Origin of the sequence: Exiguobacterium sp. s194, from assembly GCF_018618275.1 — a bacterium.
Taxonomy (GTDB): Bacteria; Bacillota; Bacilli; order Exiguobacteriales; family Exiguobacteriaceae; genus Exiguobacterium; species Exiguobacterium chiriqhucha.
Map to the genome: position 1 here is coordinate 221,803 of NZ_JACSLT010000004.1, position 12,106 is coordinate 233,908.

The 12,106-nt window shown below is 54.5% G+C and carries 12 protein-coding genes; 2 read left to right on the forward strand and 10 right to left on the reverse strand.

The window, feature by feature from the left end; translation table 11 throughout:
- Nucleotides 1–58: 58 nt before the first annotated feature.
- The 8 genes from KNP85_RS06755 to ypfJ all read right to left on the reverse strand — a co-directional run bounded on the left by KNP85_RS06755 (nucleotide 59) and on the right by ypfJ (nucleotide 7,857).
- Entirely contained in the window at nucleotides 59–1,321 is a 1,263-nt protein-coding gene (locus KNP85_RS06755; protein ID WP_214802347.1) for a dicarboxylate/amino acid:cation symporter, read from the reverse strand.
- A 158-nt stretch (nucleotides 1,322–1,479) separates the two neighbouring features.
- Entirely contained in the window at nucleotides 1,480–1,983 is a 504-nt protein-coding gene (locus KNP85_RS06760) for a YwhD family protein (protein WP_021066061.1), read from the reverse strand.
- A gap of 57 nt (nucleotides 1,984–2,040) precedes the next feature.
- The gene (locus tag KNP85_RS06765) at nucleotides 2,041–3,093 is read right to left on the reverse strand and encodes a DUF871 domain-containing protein (RefSeq protein WP_214802350.1); all 1,053 of its coding nucleotides are present in this window, start codon (nucleotides 3,091–3,093) and stop codon (nucleotides 2,041–2,043) included.
- 54 nt (nucleotides 3,094–3,147) lie between these two features.
- Nucleotides 3,148–4,521 (reverse strand): PTS transporter subunit EIIC, encoded by a 1,374-nt coding sequence (locus tag KNP85_RS06770; RefSeq protein ID WP_029594632.1) that lies wholly within the window; start codon nucleotides 4,519–4,521, stop codon nucleotides 3,148–3,150.
- A gap of 12 nt (nucleotides 4,522–4,533) precedes the next feature.
- On the reverse strand, nucleotides 4,534–5,427 hold the full coding sequence (murQ, locus tag KNP85_RS06775) for an N-acetylmuramic acid 6-phosphate etherase (protein WP_256442315.1): 894 nt from the start codon (nucleotides 5,425–5,427) through the stop codon (nucleotides 4,534–4,536).
- 163 nt (nucleotides 5,428–5,590) lie between these two features.
- Nucleotides 5,591–6,046 carry a GNAT family N-acetyltransferase gene (locus KNP85_RS06780; protein WP_021066057.1) on the reverse strand — a complete coding sequence of 152 codons (456 nt, stop codon included), beginning with the start codon at nucleotides 6,044–6,046 and terminating at the stop codon, nucleotides 5,591–5,593.
- On the reverse strand, nucleotides 6,043–6,891 hold the full coding sequence (locus KNP85_RS06785) for a MurR/RpiR family transcriptional regulator (RefSeq protein WP_021066056.1): 849 nt from the start codon (nucleotides 6,889–6,891) through the stop codon (nucleotides 6,043–6,045). The genes KNP85_RS06780 and KNP85_RS06785 overlap by 4 nt, the downstream gene beginning before the upstream one ends.
- A gap of 108 nt (nucleotides 6,892–6,999) precedes the next feature.
- Nucleotides 7,000–7,857 carry a KPN_02809 family neutral zinc metallopeptidase gene (gene ypfJ, locus KNP85_RS06790; RefSeq protein WP_021066055.1) on the reverse strand — a complete coding sequence of 286 codons (858 nt, stop codon included), beginning with the start codon at nucleotides 7,855–7,857 and terminating at the stop codon, nucleotides 7,000–7,002.
- Between the two features lie 164 nt (nucleotides 7,858–8,021).
- Between ypfJ and KNP85_RS06795 the strand changes: the two genes are divergently transcribed.
- A complete protein-coding gene (locus KNP85_RS06795) occupies nucleotides 8,022–8,210 on the forward strand; it encodes a 2-hydroxymuconate tautomerase (RefSeq protein ID WP_012727443.1) in 189 nt (62 codons plus the stop codon).
- A gap of 40 nt (nucleotides 8,211–8,250) precedes the next feature.
- On the opposite strand, the gene KNP85_RS06800 is transcribed toward KNP85_RS06795, so the two are convergent.
- Complete coding sequence (locus KNP85_RS06800) at nucleotides 8,251–9,837, reverse strand: Na/Pi cotransporter family protein (protein ID WP_214802353.1); 1,587 nt, start codon at nucleotides 9,835–9,837, stop codon at nucleotides 8,251–8,253.
- A 23-nt stretch (nucleotides 9,838–9,860) separates the two neighbouring features.
- Nucleotides 9,861–11,156 (reverse strand): HD domain-containing protein, encoded by a 1,296-nt coding sequence (locus KNP85_RS06805; protein ID WP_058764890.1) that lies wholly within the window; start codon nucleotides 11,154–11,156, stop codon nucleotides 9,861–9,863.
- 100 nt (nucleotides 11,157–11,256) lie between these two features.
- Between KNP85_RS06805 and KNP85_RS06810 the strand changes: the two genes are divergently transcribed.
- Nucleotides 11,257–12,105 (forward strand): lipoate--protein ligase family protein, encoded by an 849-nt coding sequence (locus KNP85_RS06810; RefSeq protein ID WP_031199988.1) that lies wholly within the window; start codon nucleotides 11,257–11,259, stop codon nucleotides 12,103–12,105.
- The last annotated feature ends 1 nt before the right edge of the window (nucleotide 12,106 follow it).

The following is a 12,106-nucleotide window of genomic DNA, read 5'->3' on the forward strand; positions in this document are numbered from 1 at the left end:
TTAAAACCTCACTTCATTTGAAAAGGCTGGCCCGGTATGAACCGGGTCAGCCTTTAGGTTATTTTGCGTCCACTTCATCCCACGAGTCTTCGTCGACTGGAGGAAGATGTTTCTCTTCGAGTTTCGAGACGACGACCGCACAAGCGGCGTCCCCTGTAATATTGACCGACGTCCGGAGCATATCGAGGATCCGGTCGACACCGATGATCAGGGCAATCCCTTCGACCGGTAAGTTGACGGATTGTAAAACGAGCGCGAGCATGACAAGTCCGACACCTGGTACGCCCGCCGTCCCGATTGAGGCGAGTACCGCTGTGATGACGACCGTCAAGAGCTCTGTCATCGTCAAATCAGCATTGAACACTTGCGCGATGAAAATCGTTGCGACCCCTTGCATGATGGCCGTTCCGTCCATGTTGACCGTCGCACCGAGCGGTTGGACGAACGACGAAATCGAGCGCGGGACACCGAGTTTCGTTTGAGCCACTTCCATCGACACCGGGAGTGTCGCATTCGATGAAGACGTCGAGAATGCGAACGTCATCGCCTCATAGAAGTTTTTAAAGAAGAAGACGGGATTCATTTTCCCGAGCAACGCCACTGCACCGCCATAGACGATGACTGAATGGAGCGCCAACGTCAAGACGACGGCAATCATATACCATGCCATCGCTTGGACAGCCTCTAATCCAATGCCACCGATGGCTGAGGCAATCAAAGCGAACGCACCGTACGGCGCAAGTTTCATGACCAAATGAATCAAGTACATCATGATGCGGTCACCTTGTTTGACGAATCGGCGCCATGTGCGCGCTTTTTCACCGAGCGCAATCATCGCGAATCCGATGAGTGCCGCGAAGACGATAATTTGAAGCATATTGCCTTCGGCAAGTGCTTGAACCGGGTTCGTTGGAATCATGTTGACGAACGTCTGCACGATATTCGAAGATTCTTCCGAACCTGACGCATCAAACTCTAATCCCGTCGTCGGGAAATCTCCACGTTCTCCTGGTTGGATGACATAAGCGACACCCATCGCCAAGACGATAGCGAGCGCCGTCGTCGTCAAGAAGAAGAGCAATGATTTCGTTCCGACACGACCGAGTTCTTTCGGGTCACCGAGACCCATGACACCAAGAATGATCGAGAAGAAGACGATCGGGACGACTAACATTTTAATTAAGTTCAAAAATACGGTTCCGACTGGCGAGAGGACATACGTATTGGCCATATCATAAATATTGCCCGGTAATCCTGCTAATGCTAAACCGACGGCTACCCCCAACAGTAGCCCAATCATAATTTTCTTAGTTTCACTCATCGTGTCACCCTTTCTCTTTTACACAAGTGCGTTTAGTATAGCATAATGCTGAATATTCATACAATTACGGTGAAATCACAACATGATAACAAATTCATGTTCCCAAATCGGGGCACATGAAAACAAAAAAGATTGGAGACCGAAACGGTCCAATCTTTTCACTCGGCGCTCAAACGCTCAAGCTCGGTTTGAAGTTCGGTCGATTGTTCCCAGATTTCAGGACGATGTTCTTTCAAAAAGGCAGCGAGCACGTCGCGTGACGGTGCATCCATCATGTCAATCAAGATGCGGCCTTTGAGCGACTTGTCCATCTGGTTGACGTGATACGGCAACAGTTTATAGCCGCGCCGTGCCTCGAGGTCGATCGACATGTCACAAGCTGCGACACCGCCGTAATAGAACCCTTCTGGCTTTCGTCCGACCGTGACCCAGACAATCCAATACGGTTTGCCGTTCGGCACCGCTTCTGGATCCGTCAAAAATTTGATGCGTTTCTCGATCGCCGATTTGGCATGCATGGCCCCCATATCGATGACCGCGGTCCCCGCCTCGACATCGATGATGACGGGAGACATATTGTTCAAACTGAGCGAACCGACCCCAAAACCGCCGTGGCCATCGGTCGAATCGTCAGCGACGATGTTAAAATTAATCTCTTTCATGGCATTCCCTCCCTCTCTACTGTACACAAAGACGAGGGAATGTGGCAATCCGGAACGTCAACACCACTCGATTCGAAACTTCGTGCCCGGTCCGATCGATTGGATGAGCGGCCGGTCTGCCTCGATGACGCGCCCAAGGACGTTGATCCGATCGTCTGCCACCAAATCGCGTTTTGTGATTTGCAGCTCACCGGCATAGCGCCCGTACTTCGCATTATCGACCGTGATCGTTCCGAGCGGACGCGGTCTTGCTGCCATCGGCTCGAGCAAGCGGTCCCCCGGACGTCCATAGCCCCTCGATTCGACCGAACGGACGACGTCACGTGCCGGGTCCATCCGGTTCGTCTGGACACGATAGAAGGCGGCCTCAATCGTCGTCTCCGCTTCGGCCCGAAGAACGAGCATTTTGTCGGCGTGTGAGGCGAACTGTTCAATCGTCTCATCGGTGAGTCCCGGATCGCCGATTAAGATGCGATCGACTGAATCCATGAGGTCCATGTAGCAGGCGAACGTCGACAACAGGCGATGGTCCTCGAGCGTCGGCAGCCGTTCGAACAGCGGTCCTCGGAGTGTCCCGTCACCAGGGATGAACGCCTGGACGCTCAACCCTTGCCGCTTCAGCCAATCGTTCTTGGCATCGAACCAGTTACGATTGAGCCCCGTCTCCGGGCGCGGATAGAAGTTGTGCCACGCCTCGACGTTGTCCGTCACGAGGCCGTGTTGCTTCATCTCTATGAGTTCCGCTTCAGACAGCGTGCTCGCGTTCAAGGCGACCGTCATTCGGGTCGACAAGTCGGCGACTTGTTTCGGCGTCACGCCGTAATCGACGCGCAGCCCCGTCACGCCCCAATCGAGAAGTGTATGGGCATCGTCCCACGTCTTGCCGAGCGCGGCGAGCGACGTCGGTGCGATATCCGCAAACAGTTCCATGTCGAGTTCTCGTGCGAGCGTCCCGAGGTCACGAAGCCGTTCCGTATACACCGACGTGTCGTCCTCGGGGATATGCAGTGACGTGAACATCGAGGTGAAGCCAATCTCGCGCATGCGTCCGACCCATATCTTGAACTGCGGTGTGAGCGGTTCGCTCAAATAAACCGATAATCCCTTCATCAGAAATTCCTCCTCATCAAATGAAAAGGCGACTCCAAAGAGCCGCCTCAGTTGTTAAATCCCGTCTGCCATTTCTTCTTTGAAGCCGAAGAAATACGTGAAGATGAAGCCAGCCGTATACGAAATGACAAGACCTGCGATGTACGTCAAGTACATGCCGTTGTCGATGAGCGGCGTAAGCGAGAGACCCGAGACCCCAATCCCGAGTGCTGCCGTCTTCATCGTCGCTTGGAAGGCACCTCCGACCGCGGCCCCCATACAAGCCGTCAGGAACGGACGGCCAAGCGGGAGTGTGACCCCGTAAAGGAGCGGCTCGCCGATTCCAAGGAATCCGACCGGAATGGCCCCTTTAATGATGTTACGGAGACGTTGGTTGCGCGTCTTCACGAAAATCGCGAGCGCCGCCCCGACTTGTCCAGCCCCTGCCATCGCCAGGATTGGCAAGAGTGCCGTGTTACCGACCGTGTTCAAGAGTTCCAAGTGAATCGGTGTGAGTCCGTGGTGCAACCCGACCATGACGAGCGGCAAGAAGAATCCAGCAAGGACAGCCCCTGCTACCGGTCCACCGACTTCAAGCACGGCGTTCAATCCTTGCATGATCCCGTCTGACAAGATGCCTGCGACCGGCATGATTGCATAGAGCGCCGTGAAACCGACGACGAGGACCGTGAGAAGCGGTGTAAAGATGATATCGACCGCCGTCGGCATGAAGCGACGAACGTGTTTCTCGATGTACGTCATGAGCCAAGCGGCAAAGATGACCCCGAACAGTCCACCCCGCCCGACAACGAGCGGTTCCCCATAAATGGTGATGTCCGCGAGCACCGGGTTGAAGAGAATCCCCCCGGCGATGGCACCGAGTACCGGCGTCCCGCCGAACTCTTTGGCCGTGTTCCAACCGACGAGGATGGCGAGATACGCGAACACTGTGCTACCGAGCAATAAGAGGATTTGCATCCACGTTTCGGTCGGGTCAACGCCGGCGTTCTTCGCGAAGTTGGCTCCCCCGTTAATGATACCTGAAGCGACAAGCCCTGGAATGAGCGGAATAAAGATGTTCCCTAAGCGACGCAAGAAGCGCTTGAACGGCGACTTCTGTTTGTCTTTCACTTTTTGACGTTCGATGGCCGCCCGTTCGTCCGGCGTCAAATTCGCATCGACCGACTCTTCCCCGATGGCGAGCCCCGTCTCACGACTGAGATGGTCCGCCACGCGGTTGACCGTCCCCGGGCCAACGACGATTTGCAACGTCTCGTCATCGATGACACCCATGACACCATCGATTTGTTTCAATGCAGTGAGATCCGCTTTCGTCGGATCTTTGAGCGCTAAACGCACACGTGTCATACAGTGCGCGAGTTGACGAATGTTATCTTTCCCCCCGACATGCTCTAATATCGCATGTGCAAGAACCTCTTCTTTCTTCATCTCGAATCCCCCTTATAATGCGTCACGGACGAATCCGTTCGCACGCTCTAATCGCTCGACTGCCTCCGCATGCGGGACGTCGGCTAAAATCATGACAATCGCCGTCTTGACGTGACCACCGGATGAATCGAAATAACGCGCGGCCGTCTGTTCGTCGACCCCTGTCGCTTCCGCAATCATCCGTTTGGCCCGCACTTCCAACTTTTCGTTCGTCGGCTGCACGTCGACCATCAAGTTTTGATACACTTTCCCTACCCCAATCATCGACGCCGTCGAGATCATGTTGAGGACGAGTTTTTGCGCCGTCCCTGCTTTCAATCGGGTCGATCCGGTCAATACTTCTGGTCCCGTCTCGACTTCGATTTTGAACTCGGCGTGTTCGCTGATTTTTGAACCTTTGTTACACGATAGCGCGGCTGTCGTCGCGCCGACCTCGCGGGCGTAATCGAGTCCACCGATGACGTACGGTGTCCGTCCGCTCGCGGCAATCCCGATGACGGTGTCGAATGCATTCAAGTGAAGCGCTTTCAAATCATTGACCGCCAAATCCTTGCTATCCTCTGCTCCCTCGACCGCTTTAATCAACGCCCGTTCGCCACCTGCGATGAGTCCGACGACCATGTCCGGTGACACGCCAAACGTCGGCACACATTCCGCCGCGTCTAAGATTCCGAGCCGTCCGCTCGTCCCTGCGCCGATGTAAATCAAACGTCCGCCTTGTTTGAAGGATGCGATGGCACGCTTCGTCACTTCGGCAATGACCGACAGTTCTTCTTGAATGACGTGTGGGACCGATTGATCTTCCTCATTCATCACTGCAAGGAACTCCTCGACCGCCATCTCGTCCAAGTGCATCGTTCGTTCATTTCGTCTTTCAGTAGCCAGTTTGTCTAACATCGCCACCATCCTTTCTTCTCTCTAATTTTATTGTACTAACTTGAAATTAAAAGTCAAACTTATTTAAAAAAATAAGGAAATAAAATTTCATTATAGGTCAGGCGTATACATGTAGATTTTTATACGTGTATACATCTATAGAAAAGCGCCCGGCCCTATTGGACCGAGCGCCTTAGCTGATGACTTTTTTCAGCACGTGGACGTGATCGCCGCGTGCCGTGATGGAATCTTTTTCATACACATAGCCTTGCCGCTCCCAAAAGCGGCGCGCCCGCTCATTGTGAGGTAATACCCCGAGTCGGAACACCGTCTGGAACGGACGCATATATGTTTGTTCGAGCTGTTCATACAACCGCGTCGCAATCCCGGTGCCGTGCAGCCGTTCATCGACGACGAACAGGCCGAGCCAAAGCGAGCCGTCGACCGGGTGTTGCTTCAACAAGTCGGCGACGGCGATGACATCCCCGTCCTCAAAGACGAGGCTGACGGTCTCCTCCGTCTCAAAATCGGCCACGTTTTCATCGCGGAACGTTTCGGGCGCCTGTCCGTTCAATTCCGCGAACGACCGTTGTTGTAAGAGGAACGCCGCCACCGCATCGCGCCACGTTGGGTCATAGACGTGAATCATCGGCGCAACTTCACCATCTCGTCACGTGCCTCGGCGTAGCGATCAATCAATCCCTCGCCTTTTCGGTGCAACAGCCCCATATAAAGTGTGTCGATAATCGTCAACTGTGTCATCCGTGAAGCGATGCTCGCAATCCGGAAATCACGTTCGACGCTCGGCGTGCATAGTCGGACATCCGCTTCTCGATAGAGCGGAGATTTATCGAGGTCCGTGATGGCGACGACCGGCACCCCTTTTTTCTTGGCGAAGCGGACGAGTTCGAGTACGTCTTTCGTCCGACCCGACGTACTGATGGCGACGAAAACGTCGTTCGGGCCGAGATGCGGAATGAGAGACAACATGTAATGGAAATCTTGCGATGTCTGGGCCGCATATCCGAGCTTTGTGAATTTATATTGCGCGTCATAGGCGGCCGTCGACGAACCGCCGACCCCATAAAACACGACCCGGTTCGCTCGGGCGAACGTATCGATCGCATGCTCGAGCTCACGCTTGTCCATCGCCTCGGCACATGCCTCGATGGCCATTTTGTTCACATGGATGACTTTTTGAAACGAATCGTAAGGTGTGTCTTTCTGCTGCAACACGTTGAAATCGGTGAGCGTCGTCTCGGTGATCGCCAAGTCTTTGACGAGGGCGAGTTTGAACGCCTTGAAGCTATCGATTCCGACGACACGCGCAAAGCGAACGATACTCGCCTCGGACACGTCCGTCTTTTGAGCGAGCTCTTTCGTCGTCATATTCGGAACGAGCGTCGAGTGGGATAAAATATAGTCGGCGATTTTTTTCTCCACGGACGTCATCTCGCTTTTGGCGAATTCGATTTTTTTGAGTAAGGATTCCATCGGGTCATCCCCTTCCTACTTCTAGTTTCTGTTTCCATGATAGCGGATTCTTTCTTCACAAGCCAACTTGGACATGGAAAAAGGTCAAGCCATCGCTTGACCTCATGGTTATAAGTTTTTAGCGTTGAACGTATCGCCGCCTTGAATCGTCCCGTTTTGGAACCCTTTATCGAACCAACGTTTCCGTTGTTCGGACGTCCCGTGCGTGAACGAATCCGGTGTCACATAGCCGCGCGCCTGTTTCTGAAGGGTGTCATCCCCTATTTGGTGCGCCGCATTCATCGCTTCTTCGACGTCGCCGGACTCGAGGTAACCCATCCCTTGAGCGTGGTGGGCCCAAACGCCTGCATAATAATCGGCCTGGAGTTCGAAGCGGACCAAATATTTGTTGAACTGTGTCTCACTCATCTCGTTTCGGAGCGGCATAATCTCGTCCGTCGTGCCGAGCAACGTCTGGACGTGGTGACCGACCTCGTGGGCGACGACGTACGCCATCGCGAAGTCACCCGGTGCATTGAACTGTTGACTCAGGTCATCATAGAAACTCAAATCGATATACAACTTCTGATCACCCGGACAGTAGAACGGTCCGACAGCCGATCCGGCAATCCCGCACGCCGATTCGACTTGATCTTTATAGATGACGAGCGTCGGCTCCCGATACGTCAATCCGTTCTCCGCAAAAATATCGGTCCACACTTCTTCGGTATCCCTTAGCACGACCGACACGAAGTCGGCCATCTCTTCTTCCCGCGCCGAGCCTTCATACGTTCCAGAGGACTGTTCCGGTTCTCCGAGTCCGATGTTGTTGACGATATCGCCCGGATTGCCCCCGTTGAGCAGTGTGAAGACGATGACTAAGATGAGACCAAAGCCCCCACCGATTCCTGCGATGCCTTTCCCTCCGACACGTTGCCCCCGTCGATCCTCGACGTTTCGACTTGCTTGTCTACCCTTCCATTTCATCCGCCTGTTCCTCCTACGACTAGTCTGTCTTGTTCCTTACCCCGTTTTCACATATTTCGCACCTGCATTTTTTATTTGTACCGTCCGCCCAATCGATTTTCTGCTTTCCACTTGCCTCACCTTTCACTAGAATGAAAGGGAACGAACTAAAAGGAGGAAATGTGATGCCATACGTAACGGTTAAAATGCTCCCAGGTCGCACGGTCGAACAAAAACGTGCGTTGATTGAAAAGGTGACAGACGCCGTCTCCGAGACGACGAACGCCCCGAAAGAAAACATCACCGTCTTCATCGAAGAGATGGACGCGACGCACTACGGCCAAGCCGGCGTCATGCACGCAGATAAGAAGTAAACACAGCGACCGCCCTTCCATCTTGGAGGGCGGTCGTTTTTCAATCTTCCAGATTCACTTCAAATCGCTCACTCGGGACGGTCGGTTTAATCAGATGACGCGTCGCGCGCCAAACGTGATAGCCGATCCGGTCGAGCCAGAGGAGCGCCTGGACTTTTTGAATCGTCTGGTCCATCTCGAGCTGATTCGCCGCCGTCTCCTCGAGCAGTTCGGCCCGATGCGCTTTTCGATATTCAGCGAGCTGTTTCGAGGCCGTCTTCCACTGCCGCGACTCTTCCGGGGGCGTGTGATGGTTAAGCGTCTCGACCATGTCGAGTTCATGCAAGACGAGCTGACGCGCGACCAGGAAGTCCGTATCGCGGAGCGCGTCGACCGGGTCGACTTCACGCATGACGAACAGCCACCGCTCCAAGTGGTCGATTGTATGGAGCAGCGACAGATGTTGGCCGTAGTCGTTGCGTCCTCGCCCTTCTTCCAATTGAATCGTGCTCAAAAAGACACGGACGTCGCCGAGCGTCTTCTCGACGAGTTGAAGCTCGTCGTCGCGTTTACGTGCCTCGTTCAGCAACAGTTGCGTCTCTTTGGCTAAATAGCGCTCAATCTCAATCAACGAGCGCCGGGCCGCCTCGAGCGCGACCGTCGGGATGCGGGCCATATTCGGGTCGAGGAACCGGGTCAGCTTTTCCGCCCGGCTCGGGATCCACTTGAGCAACTGACGACTGAACGCCTGATGGAACGGCAGGAACGTGAACACCCCGAGCAAATGGAACGAGGTGTGGAACAAGGCGAGCCGCAACAGTTCGTTCCAATTGAGGCGATCGGCCACACCGTTCACGACACCGAACAAGAGCGGGAACGTCAGCCAGCCGATGAGTAAAATCGAGCCGTGGACGAGCACGTGCGCCAAGACGATGCGGCGGGCCGACTTCCAGCCTCCGATCGACCCGATGGCGACGACGAGACTCGTCCCGGCGCTTTGTCCAAGCACGAGCAGACAGGCTTGGGCGAGCGTCACCGTATCGGTCGCGAGCGCCGTCATCGTCAAGACGAGACCAATGCTCGAAGACTGTAATAGGACGGTCATCAGTAATCCTGTCCCAAGCAGTGCGAGTTGATGCAACGGTGTGTCCGCTTCCCAACCGGCGAATGAGAACGTGACGACGTCGCGCATCGCCTCTTGAAGTGTCCCGATGCCAACGAAAATCAGACCGAGTCCGACCATGAGCATACCGATGCGCTTGACGCGCCGTCCGATCAAACGTAGCGCCATACCGACCCCGATGAGCGGGAGCAACAGTTCGCGAATATCCACGTTATAACCTAAGAGCGCCACAATCCATCCGGTCGTCGCGCTGCCCGCGTTCGCTCCGATGACGAGTGTGAGCGCTTGGGTGAACGTCAACAGACCGGCGCTGACGAAACTGATCGTCATGAGCGTCGTCACGGTCGACGACTGGAAGAGTGTCGTCATTGTAGCCCCGAGAAACGCACCTGAAACCGGTCCCTCTGCCAACAGGTTCAAGCGTTGCCGGAGCCTTTCCCCGGCCATGTTTTTCAACGTATCCGTCAACAGCATCATCCCGAGCAAGAAGATCCCGACCCCGCCGACCAATGTGCCAACTCCCATGGTGTCACTTCCTTTTCAACGATTCACTCTCCCCGTAACGTTGACAACATCCATGTTTTTTCTGACGCATAATCTTTCAAATTGAGGAGCACGTCCTCAGGATAATAGATTTTCTCGTCTGACTGGCGCGAGTTCAAAATCGATTGGACGAGCATCGATACTTCTGAGATTTCGCGACGGTCGCCGTCGTTCATTTGCAAGTAGATGCCTTCGTATTTGCCATGCCCTTTATACAAGTCGTACGGCAGTTGACTGAGCTGGTCCTCGAGTAAGTAGTAGCGGGTCGGCAACCCGATTGACTCCATCGTCGAACGCAAGCGGTCCATGTAGCGGACGCGGTTCGCTTCCGGGAAATTCTTATACTTCAACAGGCGGCGGTTGACGAACCGGCTCGCGAGATCGGCCAAAATCGGGTCCGCCTCGTCCATCCATTCTTGGAAATAGAAATAGACGATCGTCTCATCGAGCTTCAAGTAATGCTCGAGCGTCATGTCCTCATGATTGAAAATCGGCAAGAAATGCTTCGGCGTCATCTCGAAGGCGTAGCCCGACTCGTACAGCTCTTGCGCCCGCTCGAGCACGGCTTTGAGCAACAGGTCGCTCGACCGCGTCGCCGGGTGCAAATAGACTTGCCAATACATTTGATAGCGCCGCATGATATAGTCCTCAATCGTATGCATGCCCGACTGTTTGACGACGACTTGGTCCTCATCGGGACGCAACACCCGAAGCATGCGCTCAAGGTCGAACTTACCGTAACTGACACCGGCGAAATGGGCGTCACGGAGCAGATAGTCCATCCGATCGACGTCGAGTTGCGAACTGAGGATATTGACGAGCAGTCGGTTCGGGTGTGTCTTATTGATGATGGCCGCCACTTCTTCCGGGAAGCCGACCCCCATCTCGGACAGCACTTTGTTCACTTCCGTGTCCCCGAGGATGATGCGTTCGGTCCACACCTCGTGACGGACGGCGAAGACGTGCTCGAACGCGTGCGAGAACGGACCGTGTCCGACATCGTGCAGCAGCGCCGCCGCGAGCAACAACTCCCGGTTGCGGTCATCCCACTCCGGATACTCATGGAACTGATCGATTAGCTGTCGGGCGATTTCGTAGACGCCGAGCGAATGATGGAAACGCGTATGCTCGGCCCCGTGGAACGTCAAAAACGACGTCCCGAGCTGCTTGATGCGACGTAACCGTTGAAACTCTTTCGTATTGATCAATTCCCAGACGAGATGATCATAGACGTATATATATCGATGAACCGGATCTTTGAACACTTTCGATCCTGACAATTGACCTCGTGACGTATACATGACGTTGCCCCCTACGTTTCATTAATGATTGGATTCGACTTCTAGCGCGTGGTTCCTCCCATGTTATAATGGGAAGGAAATTATTTATTGAAAAGGAATTATGTATATGACCCATCCATTATTACGACAACCGACCTACCGTGTCATTGACCAGTCTTCGCTCGGTCCGGCGTTCCAAGCCGAGCAATCGTTCGCGACGGACGATACGCTCTGTGCCTCGACCGCGACGTCAGGTGCCGTCCTGCGGGCCTGGGTTCATCTAAACACGGTCGTGCTCGGGATTCAAGACGCCCGTCTGCCCCACTTGGCAGATGGCATCCGTTTGCTTCATGAACACGGCTTCCGTCCTGTCGTCCGCAATTCAGGAGGACTGGCCGTCGTCTTAGACGCGGACGTGTTGAACTTATCTTTGATTTTACCCGAGAAAGACGGGATTCAAATCGATAGCGGCTACGAGGCGATGACGTCACTCATCCAACTCATGTTCCAAGATGTGACGAACGAGATCGTGCCTGGCGAAATCGTCGGCTCATACTGCCCGGGCAGCTTCGATTTGTCGATTGACGGCAAGAAGTTCGCCGGCATTTCCCAGCGCCGCGTCCGTGGCGGCGTCGCCGTCCAGATTTACTTGAGCGTCCGCAAGAGCGGAAGTGAACGGGCCGCGCTCATCCGTGACTTTTATGCGCAAGCCATCCAAGGTGAAGCGACGCGCTTTACCTATCCGGCCATTGTCCCTGAGACGATGGCGTCACTCGAGGATTTGCTAGGAATCCCGCTCACTGTCGATGACGTGTTGCGTCGCGCCTACACCGTCCTCGGTGGCATGAGCCGGCTCATACCTGGCACGCTCGATGAGAACGAACAAACGACGCTCGCGACCCAACTCGACCGGATGTGGAAACGCAACGAACCGATTCGCGACATTGAACAACAATTAGCAGAGGAGTGAC

What these genes read in the sequence shown, in the direction of transcription:
- KNP85_RS06755 (WP_214802347.1), bottom strand. Translation starts at nt 1,321, where the DNA reads ATGAGTGAAACTAAGAAAATTATGATTGGGCTACTGTTGGGGGTAGCC.
- KNP85_RS06760 (WP_021066061.1), bottom strand. Translation starts at nt 1,983, where the DNA reads ATGAAAGAGATTAATTTTAACATCGTCGCTGACGATTCGACCGATGGC.
- KNP85_RS06765 (WP_214802350.1), bottom strand. Translation starts at nt 3,093, where the DNA reads ATGAAGGGATTATCGGTTTATTTGAGCGAACCGCTCACACCGCAGTTC.
- KNP85_RS06770 (WP_029594632.1), bottom strand. Translation starts at nt 4,521, where the DNA reads ATGAAGAAAGAAGAGGTTCTTGCACATGCGATATTAGAGCATGTCGGG.
- murQ (WP_256442315.1), bottom strand. Translation starts at nt 5,427, where the DNA reads ATGGTGGCGATGTTAGACAAACTGGCTACTGAAAGACGAAATGAACGA.
- KNP85_RS06780 (WP_021066057.1), bottom strand. Translation starts at nt 6,046, where the DNA reads ATGATTCACGTCTATGACCCAACGTGGCGCGATGCGGTGGCGGCGTTC.
- KNP85_RS06785 (WP_021066056.1), bottom strand. Translation starts at nt 6,891, where the DNA reads ATGGAATCCTTACTCAAAAAAATCGAATTCGCCAAAAGCGAGATGACG.
- ypfJ (WP_021066055.1), bottom strand. Translation starts at nt 7,857, where the DNA reads ATGAAATGGAAGGGTAGACAAGCAAGTCGAAACGTCGAGGATCGACGG.
- KNP85_RS06795 (WP_012727443.1), top strand. Translation starts at nt 8,022, where the DNA reads ATGCCATACGTAACGGTTAAAATGCTCCCAGGTCGCACGGTCGAACAA.
- KNP85_RS06800 (WP_214802353.1), bottom strand. Translation starts at nt 9,837, where the DNA reads ATGGGAGTTGGCACATTGGTCGGCGGGGTCGGGATCTTCTTGCTCGGG.
- KNP85_RS06805 (WP_058764890.1), bottom strand. Translation starts at nt 11,156, where the DNA reads ATGTATACGTCACGAGGTCAATTGTCAGGATCGAAAGTGTTCAAAGAT.
- KNP85_RS06810 (WP_031199988.1), top strand. Translation starts at nt 11,257, where the DNA reads ATGTATATGACCCATCCATTATTACGACAACCGACCTACCGTGTCATT.